Raw genomic sequence first — 24,374 nt, 5'->3', positions numbered from 1 at the left:
TACGGATCACCACGGCGCGGCGTCGAGTCCCGCTGTGGCGCAGGCGCGCGCTATCGCGGCATCGAGGGTTTCGCGGTCGCAGGCCAGGCTGACCAGGGCCAGCGTGTAGGTGTCGCCGAGCCGGGAGAAGTAACCCGAGAGCCGGGTGCGGGGGAACTCGGTCAGGCCGGGGTGGATCGCCCGGGCCGCCACCCGGTCGCAGTGGTGCCCGCCGACGGTGCGCAGGACATCGGGCAGCGTTCCGATGTTGGAGCACAGGATGTCTCGCTCCCCGGCGCCCCTGCTGAGTGCGTAGGCCCAGCGGTCGGGGAGGACCTGGAGGATCTGCTCGGGCAGGCCCGCCGGGCTGGACATGCGGCGCAGGTAGGCGGTGCGGGCCTTGTCGCGGACGGTGGCGGGGGTGTCGGCGCGATCGATCGCGATCTCGGTCATGGCGAGGTCGTTGTCGACGCGGGGTTCGTCGCGGGTGTCGACGGGCAGGCTCGCCGCGATCCGCGGGTGCTGGAAGCCGGTCTCCCACAGGATGTTCGCCACCAGGTGGATGAACAGGCTGTTGGGGGTCGCGCCGGTCGCGGCGGCGGTGGTGTCCCACTCGGCGGCGTCGAAGGTCAGCAGCGTGCTGTGGACCGTCCGGCCGAGCGATGATTCGGCGGCGACGGTGGCGGGAGGCGTGGGGATTCCCCGACGCAGGGCGCGTGTCGTGCCGTTGACGATGGTGGACCACTGCGCTCGGGCATCGCCCCAGTCCGATACCGCCGTACCCCGGCGCAGGACGGAAGGGGCGCTGGTCCCGGTCCGAGCCGGTGTGTGCAGGGCGTCGACGTGGGCCTCGGGTCGGTCGTCGACACCGAGGTCGCCGAGGGCGGTGGCGACAGCGTGGATGAGACCGCGGGCGTCTGCCAAGGCGTGGGAACAGGTCAGGGCGACAACGGTTCCGGTGTCGTGCAGCGCCGCGCTGGACAGCCGCCAGCCGGGGCCGAATTCTGGGTCGAGGCCGGTACCGAGGGTGTCGGCCCAGGGCAGGACGGCGTCCTCGGACAGCGGGCCGGCGGTGTGGTCGAGCGGATGCGATCGAGTGTTCGGCCGCCAGCCGCGCCGTGCGCCGGGCACGCGCGCGCGGACCACCCGGCGGCCGAGGTCGCCGACCCGCAGTCGATCGTGGATCGCCCGCAGCAGGGTGGGTTCCATCGCCTCCGGAATACGCCACAGGCCCTGCAACGCGATGGGTGTGCCCATCCCGCGATGGGTGCGCAGGAAGATCTCGTCGACGACCGTGAGCCGGTCCACTACCGCTGGTCGGCGCTACCGTGGCGGCCCGCGCCCGCGGCGAAGCGGGCGGCGCCGTCGAGCGCGCCGTCGGTGAGCGCGGTCAGGCCGTGCTGGAACTCGATCCGCAGCGCCTCGTCCTCGGGGTGGCCGTGCTGCTCGTAGAGCGCGGCGCGATCCGAGCGCAGACAGGTCTGCGGAAGGGCGGCCAGTTGAGCGGCCAGTTCCTCGGCGACCCGGCGGGCGTCGCCGGTCGGGACGACGCGGGTGACCAGGCCCATCTGTAGTGCCTCGGGCGCGCTCACGGGTCGGCCGGTGAGGATCAGGTCCAGCGCCCGGCCCTCGCCGATGATCCGGGGCAATCGCACGGTGCCGCCGTCGATGAGCGGCACACCCCAGCGTCGGCAGAAGACGCCGAAGGTGGCGTCCTGCTCGGCGATCCGCAGATCGCACCACAGCGCCAGTTCCAGTCCGCCCGCCACGGCGTAGCCGGAGACCGCCGCGATCACCGGCTTGGACAGGCGCATCCGGGTCGGGCCCATCGGGCCGTCGCCCTCGACGGTGGCCTGGTTGCTGTTCTCGGTGCCCAGCGACTTGAGGTCGGCGCCCGCGCAGAAGGTGCCGTGCTCGCCCCACAGCACCGCCACCGAGGCATTCGGGTCGGCGTCGAACGCCCGGAAGGCATCGGCCAGGGCGCGGGCGGTCGGGCCGTCGACGGCGTTGCGGGCCTGCGGTCGGTCCAGGATCACGGTGGTGACCGGTCCCGCGTGTTCGACACGTACTGACATCGTTCGACCATACGGCGGATCACCCCTTGTGTGAAGAGGTGAATCAGTGGTTCACTTCTTCGTATGGTGTACCGCAGGACCCCGGCCGTGCAGGCCCGGCTCGACGCGCAACGGGCGCTGATCGTGCAGGGCGCCACGCGCGTGCTCTCGCGCGACGGGTTCGCCGGACTGTCGATGGCCGCGGTCGCCGCGGAGGCGGGCATCGCCACCGGCACGGTCTACAAGCAGTTCGAGAACAAGGCCGAACTGGTCGCCGCGGTGTTCGAGACCGTGGTCGCCCGCGAGGTCGAGGCCGTGCGCGCCGCGGTCGCCCAGGGCGATGTCCTGCAGCGGGTGAGCGCGGCGGTGGAGACCTTCGCCGGGCGCGCGCTCAAGAACCCGAAGCTGGCCTACGTGCTGCTGGCCGAGCCGGTCGACGCGGCCGTCGACGCGCAGCGGCTGGAGTTCCGGCGCGCGTTCGCCGCCTCGTTCGAGGCCGCGATCGCGCACGGCGTCGCCGAGGGCCGCCTGCCCGCCCAGGACACCGCCCTCGGCGCGGCGGCGCTCGTCGGCGCGATCGGCGAGGTGCTGGTCGGTCCGCTGGCCGCCGCGCCGCACGCCGAGACCGTCATCCCCGAATTGGTTGCTTTCGCCGTGCGCGCCCTGGGTGCGCGCCCGGAAATGTCGTAGTCGAAGGAGTTCCGGCCATGCCGACCCATGAAGTGTTCAACCAGGTACCCCCGCTGGTCCCCTTCGACGCCGCGCGCAACCCCGCGCTGATCGAGGGCCTGCACCGGGAGGGCGCGGGCTGGGCCGAGGCCGAGGTGCGCGAACTCGGCAGGCTCGCCGGCGATGTCGCCGCACAGGACTGGGGCAGGCTCGCCAACGAGTATCCGCCGGTGCTGCACACGCACGACCGCTGGGGCCATCGCGTCGACGAGGTGGAGTTCCACCCGCACTGGCACGACCTGATGGCCGTCGCCGTCTCGCACGGCCTGCACGGTTCGCCGTGGCTCGACGAGCGTCCCGGCGCGCACACCGCCCGCGCCGCCAAGTTCTACACCTGGGGCATCGCCGACGCCGGGCACATGTGTCCGATCTCGATGACCTACGCCGTGGTGCCCGCGCTGCGCCACAATCCCGAGCTGGCCGCGAAGTACGAGCCGCTGCTCGGTTCGCGCACCTACGATTTCGGCCTGCGCGAGCCGTCGACCAAGGCCGGGCTCATCGCGGGTATGTCGATGACGGAGAAGCAGGGCGGCTCGGACGTGCGGGCCAACACCACCACCGCCACCCCGCAGCCGGACGGTGCCTACCGGATCGTCGGGCACAAGTGGTTCACCTCCGCGCCGATGTCGGACATGTTCCTGACGCTGGCCCAGGCGCCGGGCGGGCTGTCGTGCTTCCTGCTGCCGCGGGTGCTGCCCGACGGCACCCGCAACCCGATCCGCATCCAGCGGCTCAAGGACAAGCTGGGCAACAAGTCCAACGCGTCTTCCGAGATCGAGTACGAGAACGCCACCGGCTGGCTCGTCGGCGCCGAGGGCGCGGGCGTGAAGACGATCATCGAGATGGTCAACATGACCCGGCTCGACTGCGTGATCGGCTCGGCCACCGGGATGCGGATGGGCGCCGTCGCCGCCGTGCAGCACGCCAGGCACCGGGAAGCGTTCGGCGCCAAGCTGATCGACCAGCCCGCCATGCGCAATGTGCTGGCCGATCTGGTGATCGAGTCCGATGCCGCGACCACGGTGATGATGCGCCTGGCCGGTGCCACCGACCGCGCGGGCAGCGACCCGGCCGAGGCCGCGCTGCGCCGGATCGCGCTGGCCATCACCAAGTACTGGGTGTGCAAGCGGGCGCCCGCGCACGCGGCCGAGGCGCTGGAATGCCTGGGCGGCAACGGCTATGCCGAGGAATCCGGCATGCCGCGGCTGTACCGGGAGGCGCCGCTCATGTCGATCTGGGAGGGGTCGGGCAATGTGGCCGCGCTGGACGCGTTGCGCGCCATGGGCCGTCAGCCCGAGACCGTCGAGGCGTACTTCGCCGAGGTCGGCCTCGCCCGCGGCGCCGACCCGCGCCTGGACGACGCGATCGACCGCGTCGGCAAGGAACTCGGCGACCTGTCCGACATCGAGTACCGGGCCCGCCGGGTCGTGGAACTGATGGCGCTGGTCCTGCAGGGCGCGCAGCTGGTGCGCCACGGTCACCCGGCCGTCGCCGACGCCTTCTGCGCGACCCGGCTCGGCGACGACTGGGGCATCGCCTTCGGCACGCTGCCGGTCGGGGTGGACACGGGCGCGATCATCGAACGGGCCTTCGTCGACGTGCGGTGACGACCGGGCGGTCGCCCCGGGCACCGGCCCGCGGCCAACGGCCTCGCCGCGAACCGCTCGACGCCGCCCACTCCGGCGCACCGTCGCTAGGGTGAGGCGGTGACCTGGACGAGCGCATGCTGTCGGTGAGTGAGCTGGCTCGGCGGATTCCGGCGGGCGCGACCGGTGGGCGTTTCCTGCTCGGAATCGCCGGGCCGCCCGGTGCGGGCAAATCGACGCTGGCCCAGCGGCTGTGCGCCGAGCTCGCCGGGTCGGGGCGACCAGCGGTGGTCGCGCCGATGGACGGCTACCACCTGCGCAACGAGGTGCTGCGGGCCCGCGGCGCGGTGGCCCGCAAGGGCGAACCCGACACCTTCGACGCGGCGGGCTTCGTCGCCGACCTGCGCTCGCTGCGGGCGGCCGCGATCGGGGAGCCGGTGCCGTGGCCGCTGTTCGACCGGGCGATCGACGAACCCACCGAGGGCGGGCTGATCGTGCGCGATGAGCGCATCGTCGTCGTCGAGGGCAACTACCTGCTGCTCACCGATGCCGAGGCGCCCGGCTGGGCGCCGGTCCGCGGGCTGCTCGACACCTGCTGGTATCTCGACGCGCCCCGCGCTGTCCTCACCGAGCGACTCCTGCGACGCCACACCCTCGGCGGCCGAACAGCGGCCGAGGCGAGCGCGAAGGTCACCGACAGCGATCTGCGCAACGCCGACCTCGTCGCCGCGAGCAAGCAGCGGGCCGACACGGTGTTGTCGGCGTGCGGCGACGGCTATCGGATCGGCTAGTTCACTCGACAGGGGCGGCTGTTCTCGGTCCGCGTCGGCGCGTGCGCCGCCGAACCGGCGATCGGCGGGCAATCATGGAGCGATGACGCGAGGTCTGCGAGTCGGTGTGCCCGGGCATGCGTTGCGCAACGGGGCCGCGGCGGTGTGCGCGCTGTTGCTCTACTACAGCGTGCCGTTGAGCGGCCCGTTCGAGCTCGACGCCTGGCCGGGCGAGGTGTTCGGGATCATCAGCTTCATCGCCGGTGTCATCGGACTGGCCTGGCTGGTCTGGCGGCGGATCCAGCACTTCCTGAACGCGCCGGACTCGGCGGGCGGGCGCGTCGACGGGGTGCTGCTCGTCGTGTGCATCGTGTGCGTGGTGTTCTCGCTGTTCTACTACCGGCTGCAACAACGCCAACCGGATCAGTTCGACGGCCTGGTCACCCGCACCGACGCGCTGTACTACACGATGTCCACCCTCGGCACCGTCGGCTACGGCGACGTCCACGCCGTCGGCCAGGTCGCCCGGATCGCGGCGATGGTGCAGATCGCGTTCGACCTGGTGGTGATCGGCACCCTGGCGACCATCGTGACGAGCAGTGTCACCCGCCGCCTCGCCGCGTTCCGCCCGCCACCCCCGGCGGTCACCGAGGTCAGCGACGATGGGCCCGATACCACCCGATGAGCTCGTCGGTCGACGAATCGCCCTGTGTCACCGGCTGCGCCGGCTCGCTGAGCAGCGGCATCAGCTCCAGCGCCTGCTGCTTGCCCAGCTCGACGCCCCACTGGTCGAAACTGTCGATGCCCCAGATCGTGCCCTCGACGAACACCTGATGCTCGTAGAGCGCGATCAGCTGACCCACCGTCGACGGCGTGAGCTCCGGCGCCAGGATCGTGGTGCTCGGCCGATTGCCCGGCATCACCTTGTGCGGCACCAGCTTCGGATCGGTGCCCTCGGCGGCGATCTCCTCGGCGGTCTTGCCGAAGGCCAGCACCTTGCTCTGCGCGAACAGGTTGCTCATCAGGATGTCGTGCATGCTGCCGGTGCCGTCGCGGGTCGGCAGGTCGTCGGTGGACCGCGCGAAGCCGAGGAAGTCGGCCGGGATCAGCCGGGTGCCCTGGTGCAGCAGCTGGTAGAAGGCGTGCTGGCCGTTGGTTCCCGGCTCGCCCCAGAAGATCTCGCCGGTCGAGGTGGTCACCGGGGTGCCGTCGGCGCGCACCGACTTGCCGTTGGACTCCATCGTCAGCTGTTGCAGATACGCCGGGAAGCGGGCCAGATCGTTCGAATACGGCAGGACCGCCCGCGATTCCGCGCCGAAGAAGTTCGTGTACCAGACCCCGAGCATGGCCAGCAGGACCGGCCCGTTCTGCTCCAGCGGCGCCGTCGCGAAATGCCGGTCCACGGCGTGCATTCCGCTCAGGAACTCGGCGAACTGCTCCTTGCCGATGGTCACCATCACCGACAGGCCGATGGCGGAGTCGACCGAATAGCGGCCGCCGACCCAGTCCCAGAAGCCGAACATGTGCGCGGGGTCGATGCCGAAGGCGGCCACCCGCTCCGCGTTGGTCGACACCGCGACGAAGTGCTTGGCGACGGCGTCCTCGCCGAGCGCGCCGACGAGCCAGCGCCGGGCGGCGGTCGCGTTGGTCAGGGTCTCGAGCGTGGAGAAGGTCTTGGAGGCGACGATGAACAGGGTGGTCGCCGGGTCGAGTCCGGTGAGCTTGGCCACCAGATCGCACGGGTCGACATTCGAGACGAACCTGGCCTCGATGCCGGGATCGGTGTAGTGGCGCAGCGCGCGATGGACCATGTCGGGTCCGAGATCCGAGCCGCCGATGCCGATGTTCACCACCGCGGTGATCCGCTCGCCGGTCGCGCCGCGCCAGTCGCCCGAACGCACCGAATCGGCGAATTCGCCCATCCGGCGCAGCACGTCGTGCACCTCGGCGTCGGCGTCGGTGCCGTCGATATCGAGCTGATCGCCGGCGGGCAGACGCAGAGCGATGTGCCCGACCGCACGGTCCTCCGAGGTGTTGATGTGGGCGCCGGAATACATCGCGTCGCGCCGCTCGGGCACGCCCGCGGTGCGGGCGAGATCGACCAGAAGGGAGAGAGTTTCGCGCGTCACGCGATGCTTGCTGTAGTCGATGTGCAGGTCGGCCACCTGCACGGTCAGGTCTTTGCCGCGCGCCGGATCGTCGGCGAACAGTTTGCGCAGGTGTAGGGGTGCGACGCTGCGGTGGTTGTCCGACAGTGCCTGCCAAGCCGCCGACGCGGTGATGTCGCTGCTCACGTCAGCCGACATTACAGCGTTCGATGAAGTCCGGCGCCGCAGTTCGATGTGCGCCGAGGGCCCGCCGCCTACGCTGGCTCCCATGGTGTCCGAACGTGACGTACTCGAATTCGTACCGAAGGGTTTGTGGATCGGCTCCGGGCCGGTCGAGGCGACGGGCGGTGGCACCTTCGCGGTGCGCAATCCCGCCGACGGCTCGGTGATCGCGCAGGTCGCCGATGCCACCCCGGACGACGCGATGCGCGCGCTGGACGCCGCTGTCGCGGCGTCGCAGGCGTGGGCGGCGACCCCGTCGCGCGAGCGGGGCGAGATCCTGCGCGCGGTGTTCGAGCAGCTGACGGCGCGGGCCGAGGAGTTCGCGCTGCTGATGACGCTCGAGATGGGCAAGGCCCTGGCCGAGAGCCGCAACGAGGTGCGCTACGGCGCCGAGTTCTTCCGCTGGTTCAGCGAGGAGGCAGTGCGGGTGCACGGCCGCTACCTGCACGCGCCGTCGGGGACCGGGCGGATCATGGTGGCCAAGCAACCGGTCGGTCCGTGTCTGGCGATCACGCCGTGGAACTTCCCGCTCGCCATGGGCACCCGCAAGATCGGGCCCGCCCTGGCCGCCGGCTGCACGATGATCGTCAAGCCCGCCTCGGCGACGCCGCTGACCATGCTGGCGCTGGCCAAGCTGTGCAGCGAGGCCGGGCTGCCCGACGGGGTGCTGTCGGTGGTCACGACCCAGCGTTCCGGGGCCGTCACCGGCCCGCTGATCGACGATCCGCGGCTGCGCAAGCTCACCTTCACCGGGTCGACCGAAGTCGGTAAGAAGCTCGTCTCGGCGTCGGCGAACCGCCTGCTGCGCACCTCGATGGAACTGGGCGGCAACGCGCCGTTCGTCGTGTTCGACGACGCCGACATCGACGCCGCGGTGGCCGGCGCGATGCAGGCGAAACTGCGCAACGGCGGCGAGGCGTGCACCGCGGCCAACCGCTTCCACGTCCAGCGCGGGGTAGTCGCCGAGTTCACCGAGAAACTGGTCGCGGCGATGACCGACACCGTGGTGCTCGGGCCAGGCACCGATCCGGCCAGCACCCTCGGTCCGCTGGTCAGCGAGGAGCAGCGCGAGATCGTCGCGGAGCTGGTCGACGACGCCGTCGACCAGGGCGCGCAGTTGCTGCTGGGTGGCAAGGCCCCCGGCGGGGCGGGCTGGTTCTACCCGGCCACCGTCCTGGGTGAGGTGCCCGCGACGGCGCGCATCCTGCGCGAGGAGGTGTTCGGGCCGGTCGCTCCGATCGTCGCGTTCGATACCGAGGACGAGGGCGTCGCCGCCGCCAACGACACCGAATACGGCCTGGTCAGCTACGTGTACACGCGGGACCTGGACCGGGCGCTGCGCGTCTCGGAGGCGCTGGAGACGGGCATGGTCGGCGTCAATCGCGGCGTCATCTCCGACCCGGCCGCCCCGTTCGGCGGCGTCAAGGAATCGGGCTTCGGGCGCGAGGGCGGCATCGAGGGCATCGAGGAATACCTGAACACGAAGTACATCGCCCTGACCTGAGACACGAAACCGCCCCGGGGATGGTGTCGCACCCGGGGCGGCTTTGTGGAAGCGGCGAACTGGTGGTCCGCCGCGTGGCTGTGTGGGGCCTAGCGGCCGAGGCGCCCTCGGCCGAGGCGGAGCAGGAGCATGGCGAGGGTGTGCCCCTCCTGACCGAGCTCGCTGAAGCGCTCGAGCACCTTCATCTCACGGCTGTGGACCAGGCGCGGACCCCCGGAGGCCATCCGGGTGCGGCCGATGATCCGCGAGATCTCGCTCCGACGTTTGATCGCGGCGAGGATCGTGGCGTCGAGCTGGTCGATCTCGAGGCGGAGCTTCTCGATCTCCGCCTCGGATTGCGGCAGAGCCGAATCGGACCCGGTGGTCGTAGCAGGGGTGCTCATCATTCATCTCCTCGTGTCAGAACTTGGATCGGACTGGCCGCGCGGCCTGTTACCCGATCTGTTCCTTCACCCTGAAACTTTCCCGATGGGCGGTACGTGATCCCCCCGGGAGTGCGCAAAAAGCCACACTCACCGCCACGATATCGGATCGTTTGCCGATCCGGGCATGCGGAGAAGCACTGGCCATGAGGCCCAGTGTGCCACGGGCCCCCAGTCATGCAAAACAGTTGTGTTTGTGAATCTGCTGAGAAGCCTGCGGTTCGCCGCCTGTCGGTGCCCGCCGGTAGCGTGGACAGACGATGGATATCACGGTCGCTCCCCACGCCTCAGCCGCCGATCCCAGTGAACCCGCTTCCGCGCCCGCGGAGCTATCGCGCCGGGACGGTGGTGGTTCCGGCGCGTCCGGTGGCGGGCTGGCCGAGGCGGCGGCGCGGCACAGCGCCGAGCAGGAACAGCGCCGCAGGGAACGCGAGCAGCGCCGGGTCGAGGAGACCGAACGCCTGCTCGACGGACTGAATCCGCAGCAGCGCGCGGCCGTGGTGCACGCGGGCTCACCGCTGCTGATCGTCGCGGGCGCCGGCTCGGGCAAGACCGCGGTGCTCACCCGGCGCATCGCCTACCTGCTGGCCGCGCGTGGCGTGCACACCGGGCAGATCCTGGCGATCACCTTCACCAACAAGGCCGCCGCCGAGATGCGCGAGCGGGTCGCCGGGCTGGTCGGCCCGCGCGCGGCCAGCATGTGGGTCTCGACGTTCCATTCCAGCTGTGTGCGGATTCTGCGGATGCAGGCGGCCCTGCTGCCGGGTCTGAATTCGAATTTCTCCATCTACGACGCCGACGATTCACGCCGTTTGCTGACGATGATCAGCCGCGATTTCGACATCGACACGAAGAAGTATTCGGCGCGGTTGCTGGCGACCGCAATTTCCAACTTGAAGAACGAACTGATCGGCCCCGAGCAGGCCGCCGCCGACGCCGAGGCCGACGAGACCGAGCTGCCCGCGCTGGTCGCCCGGGTCTATGCCGAGTACCAGAAGCGGCTGCGCGCGGCCAACGCCATGGACTTCGACGACCTGATCGGCGAGACGGTCGCGCTGCTGCAGAACCACCCGCAGGTCGCCGAGTACTACCGGCGCCGCTTCCGGCACGTCCTCGTCGACGAGTACCAGGACACCAACCACGCGCAATACGTGCTGGTGCGCGAACTCGTCGGCCACCACAGCCCGCAGACCGACGAGGAAGCGGGCGTCGAGCCGAGCGAGTTGTGCGTGGTGGGCGACGCCGACCAGTCCATCTACGCCTTCCGCGGCGCGACGATCCGCAACATCGAGGAATTCGAGCGCGATTTCCCGGACGCGGAAACCATTCTGCTGGAACAGAACTACCGCTCCACCCAGCACATCCTCTCCGCCGCCAACGCGGTGATCTCGCGTAACGAGGGCAGGCGCGAGAAGAAGCTGTGGACCGACTCCGGCGAGGGCGAGCTGATCACCGGCTACGTCGCCGACAACGAGCACGACGAGGCGGCGTTCGTCGCCAAGGAGATCGACAAGCTGGTCGACGCGGGCGAGGCGAACTACGGCGACGTCGCGGTCTTCTACCGCACCAACAACAATTCGCGGGCGCTGGAGGAGATCTTCATCCGGATGGGCCTGCCGTACAAGGTGGTCGGCGGCGTCCGGTTCTACGAGCGCAAGGAAGTCCGCGATGTCGTGGCCTACCTGCGTGTCCTGGAGAACCCCGATGACGCGGTGAGCCTGCGCCGCATCCTCAACACCCCGCGCCGCGGCATCGGCGATCGCGCCGAGGCGTGCGTGGCGGTGCACGCCGAACAGCGCGACATCGGCTTCGCCGCCGCGCTGCGCGACGCCGCCGACGGCAAGGTCGCGCTGCTGAACACCAGGGCGGTGCGGGCCATCGCCGGCTTCCTCGACCTGCTCGACGAGATCCGCGCCGCCGGAAAGCGCGCCGACAGCGAGTATCCCGACGTGGGCAATGTCGTCGACGCGGTGCTCGACCGCACCGGCTACCGGGCCGAACTGGAAGCCTCCGACGATCCGCAGGACGGCGCGCGCCTGGACAACCTCAACGAACTGGTCAGCGTGGCCCGCGAATTCAGTTCCGAGGCGTTCAACAACGCCGAGGCCGCGCGCGAGGAAGGGCTGTTGCCGGAGGTGGGCGACGGCGAACCCGAACCCGGCTCGCTGGCGGCGTTCCTCGAGCGCGTGTCGCTGGTGGCCGACACCGACCAGATCCCCGACGAGGGGTCCGGCGTGGTCACCATGATGACGCTGCACACCGCGAAGGGCCTGGAGTTCCCGGTGGTCTTCGTGACCGGCTGGGAGGACGGCCAGTTCCCGCACATGCGCGCGCTGGGCGACCCGACCGAGCTGGCCGAGGAGCGCAGGCTCGCCTACGTCGGCATCACCAGGGCACGGCAGCGCCTGTACTTGTCCCGCGCCGTCGTGCGCTCGGGCTGGGGCCAGCCGGTGTCGAACCCGGAATCGCGCTTCCTGCAGGAGATCCCGCAGCACCTGCTGGACTGGCGTCGGCTGGAGCCGGTGGTTTCGCCGGTGCAGCGCGGCCGCAGGCGCGAGGAGGGCGGCTTCGAACGCGACTGGACCAGGGGCGACGGCTGGGATCAGCGTCCGGGTGTGCGCGGCGGAACCGGCCAGCGCAGGCCCGCCCCCGGTGGTGGCGCGGTCAAGCGGAACAACACCGATCTCGTACTCGCCGTGGGTGATCGGGTCAGCGACGACAAGTACGGCCTGGGCCGCGTGGTCGCCGCCGACGGCGTCGGCCCGCTGGCGACGGTCACCATCGACTTCGGCACGGCCGGGAAGATCCGGCTGATCCCTCAGTTCAGCCGGACCATCGTGAAGCTCTAGCTGTGTATTTGGAGCGCTGGCGCGCTCGAGGTCGGCGGCCCCTTAGGTCCCGCCGGTCAGGCACCGTGGCTTGCTCCTTCGTCGCGTACGCCACAGCGCCTGACCGGCGGGACGGCCGCCGACGGCCGACTGTGTCGGCCTGCCCTCCCTAGGGGTCGGGCGTGGGTGGCTGGGTTTGTTGGAGCGCTGGTGCGCTCGTGTCGGCGGCTTCTTGCGTGCCGCGGGTCAGGCGCCGTGGCTTGCTCCTTCGTCGCGTATGCCACGGCGCCTGACCGGCGGGACGGCCGCTGACGGCCGACTGTGTCGGCCTGTCCTCCCTAGGGGTCGGGCGTGGTGGCTGGGTTTGTTGGAGCGCTGGCGCGCTCGAGGTCGGCGGCCCCTTGGGTCCCGCCGGTCAGGCACCGTGGCTTGCTCCTTCGTCGCTTGCGCCACGGCGCCTGACCGGCGGGACGGCCGCCGACGGCCGACTGTGTCGGCCTGCCCTCCCTAGGGGTCGGGCGTGGTGGCTGGGTTTGTTGGAGCGCTGGTGCGCTCGTGTCGGCGGGTTCTTGTGTGCCGGCGTGCGCTCCCCAGGGGTCGGGCGTGGGCGGGGCTCAGTGCGGGAGTAGGTCGGTCAGGGCCTCGTCGAGGGTGGGGTAGCGGAACTGGAAGCCTGCCTTGCGCAGGACTTCCGAGGTGGCGTGGCGGCCGGTGAGGCCCAGCGCCGGGTCGGTGCGCAGCACGACCGCGCCGACCTTCAGGATCGCCGCCGGGGTCGGGGGTGACGGTGGGCGGTGCAGCAGGCGGCGCAGCGTCGCCATGAGTTCGGCGTTGCGGACCGGGAATTCGGTGGCGGCGACGAGGATGCCGTCGGGGAGGGTGAGGTCGGGATCGAGGCCGAGGCCGGCGCGGACCACGGCCAGCCAGTCCTCGATATGGATCCAGCTGAACCACTGGTCACCGGGGCCGACGCGGCCACCGAGCCCGGCTTTGGTGAGCTGGGTGAGGCGTTTGAGCGCGGGGGCGTCGGGGTCGAGCACGATGGAGGTGCGCAGGATCGTCCAGTGCGCGGCGCGGGCCGGATCGAACGCCTCCTCCCACGGCTGGGCCACGCCGGTCATCTGCGGCAGGCCGACGGGCAGGGGAGTGGTCTCGGTGCACCGGGTTTCGCCCGCGTCCGACCAGATCGCGGTGGTGCTGGCCTGCACCCAGTAGTCGACGGGCGTCTCTCGCAGGCCGGCGGCGGCGACCAGGGCCGCGGTGGAATCGACTCGGCTGGTGCGCAGTTCGGCGATATTGCGTTCGGTGGGCCGGCAGTCGACCAGCTTGCCCGCCAGATTGATCACCGCGAGCTTGCCCGGCTCGCGCAGTTCGGCCGCCCAGGCGCCGATCGAGCGGCCGTCCCATTCGGTCTGCCGGAACGGCAGGGCCGGGTTGCGCTTGCGGGTCAGCAGGGTGACGCGCTGACCGCGACAGGTGAGGTCGGCGGCGACCTGGGTGCCGAGCGCCCCGGTGCCACCCGCGATGACCACGGTGAGCGCGTCGGCGGCGGGCACGAGCCCGGCCAGCCGGGCCAGCCGCGAGAAGTTCACGCGCGCATCGGTTTCGATGAAGGGCCGCACCACCGCGCGGGCCGCCGCGGCGGACGGCCCGGTGAACCGCAGTTCCTGGGTGATCTCGGTGCCGCCGTCGCGCGGGGTGAGCCGCCAGGTGAGATGCATGGTCCCGGCGGGCTCGGGCTGCTCGATGGTCAGTTCGCGATTCGGTACCACGGCGGTGACGGTGAACGGGCCGCCGAATCGCCCGTGTACGCGCGCGGCGGTCTGGCTGTTGGGCAGGTAGTCACCGGTGGCGCCGACGGCGACCGGCCCGTGCATCCGCACCGACCGCACGCCCGGATTCCACTCCGGCCACTGCTCGGGATCCCCCAGAACACTCCACACGGATTCCGGTGGGAGGGCGAGGAACTGCGTGTACTTCGTCGTACCAGCCATGACTGGCACGCTAATCGGGTGCAGCGGCACTGGGAAGGGTGCCGCTGGTCACCTCACCTCAGTCGCGCTGGGCGCCCAGGCTGATGCCGCGGGTGGCCAGCCACGGAACCGGGTCGATCTTGTCGGTGCCGTTGAGCCACACCTCGAAATGGCAGTGCGGGCCGGTGGAGAAGCCGCGATTGCCCATGGTGGCGATCTGGTCGCCGGCGAGGACGCGCTGGCCCTGGGAGACGGTCGCGGTGTCGATGTGGCCGTAGATGGTGACGGTGCCGTCGTCGTGCAGAACGCGCACCCACATGCCGAAGCCGGAGGCCGGACCCGCTTCGATGACGGTGCCGTCGGCGACCGAGTAGATCGGGGTGCCGATCGGACCGGCGACGTCGATGCCGAGGTGCTGCACACCCCAGCGGGCGCCGAAACCGGAGGTGTAGTTGCCCGAGGTGAACTTCGCGAACAGCGGACGCAGCTTGGCCGATTCCTGCGCGGCGAGGTCTTCGGCGAACTTCTGGCCCTTGGCGAGGATGTCGTCGAAGTGGCTCTTGTCGGCGATGGCGGAGGCTTCGAGTACCGAAGCGCCGGTGCTGTTCTCGTCGATGTCGGCGGTGCTCATCGACTGGGCGGCGATCTCGTGGATCTGGCCCGCGGCCTCGTAGTCGACGCCGTGCGCGGGCTGGCCCGGATCGGCCATCGCGGCCTGCCCGGCGGCGACGACAGCACCGGCGGCGACGGCGATGACCGCGGCGCGGCCCTTCAGCGCGGCGGGGGGGGCGGGCACGCGGTGCGCGCCACCACGACGTTCGGCGCGGCGCGGTGCGGGCTCCGCGGTCTCGGCGGCGCGGGTGGGTTCCCACGAGGCGGCGTAGGCGCCGGAGTCATAGGTGTCGGACTCGTCCGCGGTCCACTCGTCCTCGGCGGGCGTCCACGCGCTGTCGGCGTTCCAGGCGTTCTGGTCCTGCCAGGTGTTCTGCTGCGGCCAGGCGGTTTCGGGCGCAGCGGCGGGCGCGCGACGGCCCTGCGGATGCGAGGTGTACTCGTCGGTGTACCGGTAACGATGACCGGAGTTGGTGCGATTTTCGACTGTGAAGGTGGAGCGGTGGTTCATCGGCTGCGCCGAATCGCCGACGGCTGTTCCAAGCGAGTGCTGACGTGCCTCAAGCTTGTCGTCCTCCTCAGTCCTGACTTGCCAGTCGTGACCTGGTTGTCGTGACCTGGTTGTGACTTCGACCGCATTGACGGTAACGAAGCGATTGCAGAGTGGCAAGCGCTGGTCGAAAACCTAGCGTAGTGTGTGAGATTCGTCACCGTAACGCGGCGGAATATCTCACTGTTTTCCGGCGTCTCGGGTGAGGTTCGTCGACGACATAACGTAGTAGATCGTGAGGGGTCGCGGCTTTACGTGTCCCGACCTGCCACGGTGCCGGAAAAACCCGAAAAACTACTCGCCAGTAGCCTTGGCCAGCGGTTTTGCCGACCTCCCGTAACACGTCGTGACCTGCGCCACTTAGGATGAATGTGGCCGTTTGGCCCTCCATGTGACTGGTTAGAGTCCGACCCGACCCGCTACCGACGTCGGGCCGCCAACAAAGACGTTGTCATAGCAACGCAGACGAGACGGTGAGTACATGGATCTCTTCGAATATCAGGCGAAGGAGCTCTTCGTTAAGCACGGAGTGCCTTCGTCCGAGGGTCGTGTTTGCGACACGGCCGAAGAAGCTCGCGCGATTGCCGAGGAAATCGGCAAGCCGGTGATGGTCAAGGCGCAGGTCAAGGTGGGCGGCCGTGGTAAGGCGGGTGGCGTCAAGTACGCCGCCACCCCGGAGGACGCGTTCACGCACGCGCAGAACATTCTCGGCCTGGACATCAAGGGCCACATCGTCAAGAAGCTCCTTGTCGCCGAAGCCAAGGACATCGCGGAGGAGTACTACATCTCCTTCCTGCTCGATCGTTCCAACCGCACCTACCTGGCCATGTGTTCGGTCGAGGGCGGCATGGAGATCGAAGAGGTCGCCGAGAAGACCCCCGAGCGCCTGGCCAAGATCCCGGTGGACGCCGTCAAGGGTGTCGACCTGGCCTTCGCCCGTGAGATCGCCGAGAAGGGCCACCTGCCCGCCGAGGTGCTCGACGCCGCGGCCGTGACCATCCAGAAGTTGTGGGAGGTCTTCACCAAGGAAGACACCACCCTGGTCGAGGTCAACCCGCTGGTGCGTACTCCCGGCGACGAGATCCTCGCCCTGGACGGCAAGGTCACCCTGGACGAGAACGCCGAGTTCCGTCAGCCCGGCCACCTCGAGTTCGCCGACGTCGACGCGACCGACCCGCTCGAGCTCAAGGCCAAGGAGAACGACCTCAACTACGTCAAGCTCGACGGCGAGGTCGGCATCATCGGCAACGGCGCCGGCCTGGTCATGTCGACCCTGGACGTCGTCGCCTACGCCGGCGAGAACCACGGCGGCGTGAAGCCGGCCAACTTCCTCGACATCGGCGGTGGCGCTTCGGCTTCCGTGATGGCCGCCGGCCTGGACGTCATCCTGGGCGACTCGCAGGTCAAGAGCGTGTTCGTCAACGTCTTCGGTGGCATCACCGCGTGCGACGCGGTCGCCAACGGCATCGTGAAGGCGCTGGAGATCCTCGGCGACGCGGCCACCAAGCCGCTGGTCGTCCGTCTCGACGGCAACAACGTCGACGAGGGCCGCAAGATCCTCGCCGAGGCCAACCACCCGCTGGTGACGCTGGCCCAGACCATGGACGAAGGCGCCGACAAGGCTGCCGAACTGGCCGCAGCCAAGTAAGGAACACGAACATGTCCATCTTCCTGAACAAGGACAACAAGGTCATCGTCCAGGGCATCACCGGCGGCGAGGGCACCAAGCACACCGCGCTGATGCTGAAGGCGGGCACCAACGTCGTCGGCGGCGTGAACGCGCGCAAGGCCGGCACCACGGTCACCCACACCGACAAAGACGGCATACGAGATCGAGCTGCCCGTGTTCGCCTCCGTCGCCGAGGCGATCGAGAAGACCGGCGCCGACACCTCCATCGCGTTCGTGCCGCCGGCCTTCTCCAAGGACGCCATCATCGAGGCCATCGACGCGGAGATCCCGCTGCTCGTGGTCATCACCGAGGGCATCCCGGTGCAGGACTCCGCCTACGCGTGGGCCTACAACGTGGAGAAGGGCGAGAAGACCCGCATCATCGGCCCGAACTGCCCCGGCATCATCACCCCCGGCGAGGCGCTGGTCGGCATCACCCCGAACAACATCACCGGCAAGGGCCCGATCGGCCTGGTGTCGAAGTCGGGCACCCTGACCTACCAGATGATGTACGAGCTGCGCGATTTCGGTTTCTCCACCGCGATCGGCATCGGCGGCGACCCGGTCATCGGCACCACCCACATCGACGCCATCGAGGCGTTCGAGAAGGACCCCGAGACCAAGATCATCGTCATGATCGGCGAGATCGGTGGCGACGCCGAAGAGCGCGCCGCGGCCTACATCAAGGCCAACGTGACCAAGCCGGTCGTCGGCTACGTCGCCGGCTTCACCGCGCCCGAGGGCAAGACCATGGGCCACGCCGGCGCCATCGTCTCCAGCGGCGGCGGTACCGCGCAGGCCAAGCAGGAAGCGCTCGAGGCCGCGGGCGTCAAGGTCGGCAAGACGCCGTCCGCGACCGCCGCCCTCGCGCGCGAGATCCTGGAGAAGGCGTCGATCGCCTCCGCCTGATCCCTCGCAACACCGACGAAGGCCGCCTCCAGGTTTGACGGAGGCGGCCTTCGTCGATTCTCCACAGGGCCGTGGTTGTCCACAGCCCGATCGGTAGGTGGTGACCGGGGACGGGACGTGCAGTAGCGTCAGTAACCGGATCAGCACCAGTCAGTTCGACGCGACCGATGCGCACGACTCGACAAGGAGACGACGACATGTCATACCCGACCGGGGGCTCCGGGTACAACGCACCCGCGACACCCGCCGCGCCCAGCCAGGGCCCGAGCACCGGAGCCGCCGCGGCTGCGCCATCGACCGCGGACGGTTCGGAAGGCAAAGGGCTGCCGTTCATTCTGACCGCCGCGACCGCCGGTCTCGGTGTGCTGACCTTCCTGCTCGGCTTCCTGCCGTTCGTCGGCACCAAGCCGGTGACCATCGGTGGCACCACCGTGAGCAGCGACGAGACCGACAGCTTCTTCGCCTACTTCGGCGGCTCGGCCACGCTGTCCATCGTGCTGCTGGCCGGTCTGCTGGCCGGTGTGTCGCTGCTGCCCAAGCAGAAGCTGCTCGGCGCCGCGGCCGCGGCCGCGGTCGCGGGCCTGTTCGGCGTGCTCGCGCTGACCTTCTCGGTGCCCGAGGGCGCCGAGCTGGAGTTCGGTGCCTACATCGTGATCGTGTTCGCGCTGCTCACCGCGGCCGCCGCGATCGTCGCCGTGCTGTTCGAACTGGGCATCATCAAGCCGCCCGCGCCCAAGCCCGCCCAGCCGCAGCAGCAGCCGGGTCAGTACGGCCAGTACGGCCAGCAGCAGGGCTACGGCCAGCAGGGCTACGGCCAGGGCACCGGCCAGCAGCCCTACGGTCAGGCCGGTTACGGCCAGGGCCAGACCGGCGGCCAGTACCCGACCCAGTCGCCGTACGGCCAGCAGAGCCAGCCGTCGGTGCCGCAGCCGACCTATGGTCAGCCGGGTCAGCAGGCCCAGCAGCCGTCCTACGGGCAGCCGCAGCAGTCGCCGTACGGCCAGCAGTACGGTGCGCCGCAGCAGCAGTCGCCCTACGGTGCCGCGCCGCAGGCGCAGCCGCGTCCGGACGAGAGCGCGACCCAGCACTTCGGCGGGCAGCAGCCCGGCCAGGGTCAGCCCTTCGGCGCGCCGACCTACGGTGGCGGGCAGCAGCCCGGCGCGGCCGCGCCGCAGCAGGGTCAGCCGTTCGGTGGTGAGCAGACCGCCGATCCGGCGGCCGACGCGACCACGGCGTTCCGCCCGAACGAGGACAACAAGTAACCGACGGCCGCCGCGCGTGGCACAGGTTCGGTCGCGAGCCCACAGGTGCGCCTGTGGGCTCGCGGCGCGCCTGACCCGCGCCCGCCGGGGAAGCTGCCACGCTGAATTGTCATGAGCTCCCGTAACGCCCTCGTGCGCCGGACCTCCGGGTCACGCGGTGACGGGGAGGCCACCGCACCGCCGTCCGGGCACGGTCACGAGCCGCCCTGGTGGTCGCTGTCGCCCGAGCGGGCGCGCACCCTGCTGCTGGTCGCCGCCCGGCCGACGATCTGCGGGCTGGCGGCGACGGTCCTGCTCGTCCTGGTGGTCATGGTGACCACCGGCACCGATCTGACCAGCGCGCCCGGCGCGGTCGCGGCGACCTGGCTGGCCGCCCATCAGGTTCCGCTGACCGTCGGCCGGACGACGCTGGGCGTGTTGCCGCTCGTCCCGACCGCGGTCCTGGTCTGGGTGGCCGCCCGCGAATGCGCGCGTGCGGTTCCCCGCCGCCCCACCCCCATCGAACTCGGCTGGCTCACCGGCGCCGTGCTCGCGGGCCCGCTGCTGATGACCGCGGTCTGCCTGGCCGTCACCGGGGACGCCGCGGGGGTCACCCCGCTCGAACCGCCGGGCCCGGTGACCGCGTTCGGCTGGGTCCTCGTGCTCTACCTCGGCGCGGCCGCCGGCGGCATCGTGAGTCGCGCGTGGCCGTCGGTGTACGCGCTGCTGCCGGTGGAGATCCCGGAGTGGGCCGTGCTCGGCGCCCGCGCCGCGCGGCGCACCGTGCTGCGCATGCTCGGCTGCGCCGCACTGGCCACCGCGGTGTCGTTCTTCCTGCATCTGGACCGGCTCGACGGCGCGTACGACCAGGCGCACAACGTCACCGACGTGCTCGGCATGACGCTGTTGTCGCTGCTCTACCTGCCGAATGTGGTGATCGCCGCGGCCGGGATGCTGTGCGGGGCCGCGGTCCAGTTCGGTGCCGGGTCGGTCGGGCTGTTCGACGTCACCGCCGGGCGGGTGCCCGTGCTGCCCGCGCTGATCCCGCTGCCGGAGGGGCCGTCGGCGGGCTGGTGGCCGGTGCTGCTGCTGGTGCCGATCGCGGTGGGTGTGCTGGGCGGCATCGAGCTCGGCCGCACCAGCGACGACCGGCCGGGCGCGCCCTGGGCGACGCTCACCTCCGCCGCGCTGTCCACGCTGACCTTCCTGATGCTCGCGATCCTGGGCGGCGGACAGCTCGGCGCCGTCGGCCGGGTCGGGCTCGACCTGCTGATGCTGGTCGTGCTGATGGTCACCTGGTTCGGCTTCGGCGGTTTCGTCGGCATGTTCTTCGCCCGCCGCTTCCTCGCCCCCGCCGCCCCGGTCCACGACTACGACGACGACCACGACGACTTCGACGAGCACGACGACTACGACGATGATTACGACGACGAGGACGACTACTACTACGACGACGAGGACGACGACGACCACGAGGACGACTACGACGACGACGATTCCGCCGTCGAGGTCGACGCCGAACTGGTCACCGACTTCGACGACGACGTCGAGGTGAGCATCGCCGCGCCCGGCTCGACGGCCGCGCCGACCGACGACATCGTCGACGCGGAGGTCGTCGAGTCGGACCTGCCGGAAGGTGACAAGAGCACCGGTCGTTAAGCTCGACCCGGCGGTATCGCCGATCGCCGCCACCCGACACACGCAGGAGTAGAGCGCTGACGTCCTCGTTTGCCCAGTGGAAGCCCGCAGGGACACCGGCCACCGTCGTCGTCCTCGCCTCGGGCACCGGCTCGCTGCTCAACGCGCTGCTGGCCGCCGCGCGCGAGCCCGGCTATCCCGCCGAGATCGTCGCGGTCGGCGTCGACCGGGTGTGCCAGGCCACCGAACACGCCGAGACCGCGGGGATCGAGCACTTCCGGGTCGCGGTGCGGGATTTCGACGACCGGGCCGCCTGGGATCGCGCGCTGACCGACGCCGTCGACGCCTTCCAGCCCGACCTGGTCGTCTCCGCCGGCTTCATGAAGATCGTCGGTCCCGCGTTCCTCGAACGTTTCGGCGGCCGGTTCATCAACACCCACCCCGCGCTGCTGCCGTCGTTCCCCGGCGCGCACGGGGTGCGTGACGCGCTCGCCTACGGCGCCAAGGTCACCGGCTGCACGGTGCACCTGGTCGACGGTGGCGTCGACACCGGCCCGATCCTCGCGCAGGAGGCGGTCGACGTGCTGCCCGGCGACGACGAGGCCGCCCTGCACGAGCGCATCAAGGTTGTCGAGCGACGGTTGCTGGCGGAGGTCATCGCCGCTGTCGCGACCCGAGGCATTGTCTCCGACGGACGAAAGGCAGAAATTCCAGATGAGCGAGCACGCCGGTGAGTGAACGTAAGGCGATCCGCAGGGCGCTGGTGAGCGTCTACGACAAGACCGGGCTCATCGAGCTGGCCACCGGACTGCACGCCGCGGGCGTGGAGCTGGTGTCGACCGGTTCGACCGCGGGCAAGATCGCCGAGGCGGGCATTCCGGTCACCAAGGTCGAGGACCTGACCGGTTTCCCGGAGACCCTCGACGGCCGGGTCAAGACGCTGCACCCCCGGGTGCACGCGGGCATCCTGGCCGACACCCGCCGCGCGGAGCACGTCGACCAGCTCGCCGAGCTGGGCGTGGAGGCCTTCCAGCTGGTGGTGGTGAACCTCTACCCGTTCACCCAGACCGTGGCCAGCGGCGCGAGCATCGACGAGTGCGTCGAGCAGATCGACATCGGCGGGCCGTCGATGGTGCGTGCCGCCGCCAAGAACCACCCGTCGGTCGGCGTGGTCGTCGACGTCAACGACTACGACGACGTGCTCGCCGCCGTGAAGTCGGGCGGCTTCACCCTCGCCGAGCGGACCGGACTGGCCGCCAAGGCCTTCCAGCACACCGCGAGCTACGACGTGGCCGTCGCGAGCTGGATGGGCTCGGTCGCCGTGCCCGCCGTGCAGCCCGAGACCGAGCAGTTCCCGGGCTGGGTCGCCGGCTCGTGGGAGCGCGCCGCGGTGCTGCGCTACGGCGAGAACCCGCACCAGGCCGCCGCGCTGTACACCAGCAACGACGGCACGGTCGGCATCGCCCAGGCCGAGCAGCTGCACGGCAAGGAGATGTCGTACAACAACTACACCGACGGTGACGCCGCCTGGCGCGCCGCCTACGACTTCGACGAGCCCGCCGTCGCGGTGATCAAGCACGCCAACCCGTGCGGCATCGCCGTGGGCGCCGACATCGCCGAGGCGCACCGCAAGGCCCACGCCACCGACCCGGTCAGCGCCTACGGCGGCGTGATCGCGGCCAACCGCGAGGTCAGCGTGGAGATGGCCGAGCAGGTCGCCGAGATCTTCACCGAGGTGATCGTGGCCCCCGGTTACGCGCCCGGCGCGGTCGAGGTGCTGCAGCGCAAGAAGAACGTGCGCGTGCTGGTGGCCGAGCCGCCGCGGCGCAAGGGCGTGGAGCTGCGTCCGATCAGCGGCGGCGCCCTGCTGCAGGACCGCGACATTCTCGACGCCGCGGGCGACGACCCGGCCAACTGGACCCTGGCCGCGGGCGACCCGGCCGACGCCACCACCCTGGCCGACCTCGAATTCGCTTGGCGCGCTTGCCGGGCCGTGAAGTCGAACGCGATCCTGCTGGCCGACGACGGTGCCGCCGTCGGTGTCGGCATGGGGCAGGTCAACCGGGTCGACTCGTGCAAACTGGCCGTCGAGCGGGCCGGTGAGCGGGCCAAGGGTTCGGTCGCCGCCTCCGACGCGTTCTTCCCGTTCTCCGACGGCCCGCAGATCCTGGTGGCCGCGGGCGTGCGCGCGATCGTGCACCCGGGTGGTTCGATCCGCGACAAGGACACCGTCGAGCTCTGCAAGGAAGCCGGTGTGACCCTGTACCTGACCGGAGCGCGCCACTTCGCGCACTGAGTCACCGCCGGACCCGAACGGGTGCCGTACCGAATCCCTCGGTGCGGCACCCGTTTTCGCTATCCGGCGTCGACCACCTGGCGGCTGCCCAGCGGCGCGGCCAGGACGATCTCCACGGTGCCGAAGACGGCGTTCATGGTGCACATCTTGCCGACCGCGTCGGCGCGGGTTCCCGCGCGCAGGGCGACCGTCACGGCGGTGGCCGACTCGGTGACGGTGACGTCGACGCCGTAGCACTCGGGGTTGCCGGTCTGGAAGTTGACGCCGATCGTGTTGTCGCTCAGGCGCGTCCACGAGGTGAAGGGCAGCGGGTGGGGGTTGACGATGGTGGGGTCGGGGGTGAAGCGATGGCCGAGGCTCGCGTTGCCGTCCTCCGGCCGGACGCTCGTGGTCGTCGAATGAGATTGGGGCGCAGCGTCATCGGAGTCCGAGCAGGCGGTGAGCGGGCTCAGCAGCACGGCCAGGGCGGCCGCGGCGGCGGTGAAACGCGAGGTCGTTCGCATGACGCGAGCCTAGTCGGCGTGGCGCGCGGGCTCGAGCGGGTCGGTGCGGCATTCTAGATGCGGTACTCCTCACAGTGAACTTTCCGCGAACCCTGCGCGTAACTCACCCATTTCGGCTCGGTGGGGACTACATTCGCTTGCGATGCGACGCCGTGGCATACGGCGAGCATCTTCTGTTGGATGCTCTGCAACTGGATCTTCGAAAGGACGAACGTGGGCGACACGCTGCGCGTAGGCGAAGAACTGGGACTGGGACAGTCCCTGACCGGCGGTGCGTACACCCTGGCCCTGCAGCCGGACGGCAACCTCGTGCTGACCGAGCCCGACGGCAACGTCGTGTGGGCCGCACAGACTCATGGGCAGGACGTGCAGCGCGCGGCCCTGCAGCACGACGGCGATTTCGTCATCTACAAGGGTGACGGCTCGCGCGTCTGGGCCACCGACACCAGTGGCAAGAACGTCGAGCGTCTGGTCGTGCAGCCCGACCGCAACGTCGTGCTCTACGGCACCGACGACTCGGTCGCGTGGGCCACCGCCACCAACACCGACAACCCGCTGCCCGCCCCGGCTCCCGAGCCGGTCGCCGCCGCCCCGATCGCCGAAGAGGTCCCGCCGCCGCCGGCCGCGCAGACCTACACGGTCGAGCCGGGCGACACCCTGTGGGCCATCTCCGAGCGCTTCTACGGTGACGGCAACCGCTACCAGGAGATCGCCGCCGCCTCCGGCATCGACAACCCGGATCTGATCAACGCGGGCCAGGTCCTCACCATCCCGTGATGAT

19 protein-coding genes and 1 pseudogene are annotated in these 24,374 nt (G+C 70.3%); 13 read left to right on the top strand and 7 right to left on the bottom strand.

Features of this window, described 5'->3' with window-relative positions:
• Positions 1-6: 6 nt before the first annotated feature.
• Together Q7X29_RS30640 and Q7X29_RS30635 are read right to left on the bottom strand one after the other, a co-directional pair.
• Complete coding sequence (locus tag Q7X29_RS30640; protein WP_316576112.1) at positions 7-1,287, bottom strand: hypothetical protein; 1,281 nt, start codon at positions 1,285-1,287, stop codon at positions 7-9.
• On the bottom strand, positions 1,287-2,054 hold the full coding sequence (locus tag Q7X29_RS30635) for a crotonase/enoyl-CoA hydratase family protein (RefSeq protein ID WP_316576111.1): 768 nt from the start codon (positions 2,052-2,054) through the stop codon (positions 1,287-1,289). Before Q7X29_RS30635 ends, Q7X29_RS30640 begins: the two co-directional genes overlap by 1 nt.
• Positions 2,055-2,117: 63 nt before the next feature.
• Between Q7X29_RS30635 and Q7X29_RS30630 the strand changes: the two genes are divergently transcribed.
• From Q7X29_RS30630 to Q7X29_RS30615, 4 genes are all read left to right on the top strand, one after another.
• Positions 2,118-2,723 (top strand): TetR/AcrR family transcriptional regulator, encoded by a 606-nt coding sequence (locus Q7X29_RS30630; RefSeq protein ID WP_218717112.1) that lies wholly within the window; start codon positions 2,118-2,120, stop codon positions 2,721-2,723.
• Between the two features lie 17 nt (positions 2,724-2,740).
• Complete coding sequence (locus Q7X29_RS30625) at positions 2,741-4,369, top strand: acyl-CoA dehydrogenase family protein (protein WP_316576110.1); 1,629 nt, start codon at positions 2,741-2,743, stop codon at positions 4,367-4,369.
• 116 nt (positions 4,370-4,485) lie between these two features.
• Positions 4,486-5,139 carry a nucleoside/nucleotide kinase family protein gene (locus tag Q7X29_RS30620; RefSeq protein ID WP_316576109.1) on the top strand — a complete coding sequence of 218 codons (654 nt, stop codon included), beginning with the start codon at positions 4,486-4,488 and terminating at the stop codon, positions 5,137-5,139.
• An 82-nt stretch (positions 5,140-5,221) separates the two neighbouring features.
• Positions 5,222-5,803 (top strand): potassium channel family protein, encoded by a 582-nt coding sequence (locus Q7X29_RS30615; protein ID WP_316576108.1) that lies wholly within the window; start codon positions 5,222-5,224, stop codon positions 5,801-5,803.
• Here the strand turns inward: Q7X29_RS30615 and pgi are convergent.
• Positions 5,772-7,412, bottom strand: a complete 1,641-nt coding sequence (gene pgi / locus Q7X29_RS30610) for a glucose-6-phosphate isomerase (RefSeq protein ID WP_316576107.1) — start codon at positions 7,410-7,412, stop codon at positions 5,772-5,774. The two genes, Q7X29_RS30615 and pgi, sit on opposite strands and share 32 nt — an antisense overlap.
• Before the next feature lie 82 nt (positions 7,413-7,494).
• Here pgi and Q7X29_RS30605 point away from each other — a divergent pair, with 82 nt between their 5' ends.
• Positions 7,495-8,952: an NAD-dependent succinate-semialdehyde dehydrogenase gene (locus Q7X29_RS30605; RefSeq protein ID WP_316576106.1), complete on the top strand. Its 1,458-nt coding sequence runs from the start codon at positions 7,495-7,497 to the stop codon at positions 8,950-8,952.
• A gap of 89 nt (positions 8,953-9,041) precedes the next feature.
• On the opposite strand, the gene Q7X29_RS30600 is transcribed toward Q7X29_RS30605, so the two are convergent.
• Positions 9,042-9,335: a chorismate mutase gene (locus tag Q7X29_RS30600; protein WP_022566231.1), complete on the bottom strand. Its 294-nt coding sequence runs from the start codon at positions 9,333-9,335 to the stop codon at positions 9,042-9,044.
• Positions 9,336-9,634: 299 nt separating this feature from the next.
• Here Q7X29_RS30600 and pcrA point away from each other — a divergent pair, with 299 nt between their 5' ends.
• Positions 9,635-12,223 carry a DNA helicase PcrA gene (gene pcrA, locus Q7X29_RS30595; protein ID WP_316576105.1) on the top strand — a complete coding sequence of 863 codons (2,589 nt, stop codon included), beginning with the start codon at positions 9,635-9,637 and terminating at the stop codon, positions 12,221-12,223.
• A 593-nt stretch (positions 12,224-12,816) separates the two neighbouring features.
• Here pcrA and Q7X29_RS30590 read toward each other — a convergent pair.
• Positions 12,817-14,196: a DUF1731 domain-containing protein gene (locus Q7X29_RS30590; protein ID WP_316576104.1), complete on the bottom strand. Its 1,380-nt coding sequence runs from the start codon at positions 14,194-14,196 to the stop codon at positions 12,817-12,819.
• 58 nt (positions 14,197-14,254) lie between these two features.
• Positions 14,255-15,298: a M23 family metallopeptidase gene (locus tag Q7X29_RS30585; RefSeq protein ID WP_218717105.1), complete on the bottom strand. Its 1,044-nt coding sequence runs from the start codon at positions 15,296-15,298 to the stop codon at positions 14,255-14,257.
• A 520-nt stretch (positions 15,299-15,818) separates the two neighbouring features.
• On the opposite strand from Q7X29_RS30585, the gene sucC reads away from it, so the two are divergent.
• From sucC to purH, 6 genes and pseudogenes are all read left to right on the top strand, one after another.
• A complete protein-coding gene (gene sucC, locus Q7X29_RS30580; RefSeq protein ID WP_218717104.1) occupies positions 15,819-16,985 on the top strand; it encodes an ADP-forming succinate--CoA ligase subunit beta in 1,167 nt (388 codons plus the stop codon).
• Between the two features lie 11 nt (positions 16,986-16,996).
• Positions 16,997-17,915 (top strand): annotated as a pseudogene (gene sucD / locus Q7X29_RS30575) (succinate--CoA ligase subunit alpha).
• Between the two features lie 197 nt (positions 17,916-18,112).
• Positions 18,113-19,177, top strand: a complete 1,065-nt coding sequence (locus Q7X29_RS30570; protein WP_316576103.1) for a DUF5336 domain-containing protein — start codon at positions 18,113-18,115, stop codon at positions 19,175-19,177.
• Between the two features lie 111 nt (positions 19,178-19,288).
• Entirely contained in the window at positions 19,289-20,815 is a 1,527-nt protein-coding gene (locus Q7X29_RS30565) for a cell division protein PerM (RefSeq protein ID WP_218717102.1), read from the top strand.
• Positions 20,816-20,871: 56 nt separating this feature from the next.
• Entirely contained in the window at positions 20,872-21,528 is a 657-nt protein-coding gene (gene purN, locus Q7X29_RS30560; RefSeq protein WP_218717119.1) for a phosphoribosylglycinamide formyltransferase, read from the top strand.
• Entirely contained in the window at positions 21,525-23,090 is a 1,566-nt protein-coding gene (gene purH / locus Q7X29_RS30555) for a bifunctional phosphoribosylaminoimidazolecarboxamide formyltransferase/IMP cyclohydrolase (protein WP_218717101.1), read from the top strand. Before purN ends, purH begins: the two co-directional genes overlap by 4 nt.
• Positions 23,091-23,149: 59 nt before the next feature.
• Here the strand turns inward: purH and Q7X29_RS30550 are convergent, their stop codons facing one another.
• On the bottom strand, positions 23,150-23,593 hold the full coding sequence (locus Q7X29_RS30550; RefSeq protein WP_316576102.1) for a hypothetical protein: 444 nt from the start codon (positions 23,591-23,593) through the stop codon (positions 23,150-23,152).
• 213 nt (positions 23,594-23,806) lie between these two features.
• Here Q7X29_RS30550 and Q7X29_RS30545 point away from each other — a divergent pair, with 213 nt between their 5' ends.
• Positions 23,807-24,370, top strand: coding sequence for a LysM peptidoglycan-binding domain-containing protein (locus Q7X29_RS30545; protein WP_316576101.1), 564 nt, complete (start codon positions 23,807-23,809; stop codon positions 24,368-24,370).
• Positions 24,371-24,374: the final 4 nt, after the last annotated feature.

The sequence above is a fragment of the Nocardia canadensis genome, assembly GCF_032656385.1.
Taxonomy (GTDB): domain Bacteria; phylum Actinomycetota; class Actinomycetes; order Mycobacteriales; family Mycobacteriaceae; genus Nocardia; species Nocardia canadensis.
Note: the sequence above shows the minus strand (reverse complement) of the source record. Positions and strands in the feature narration are given on the sequence as shown.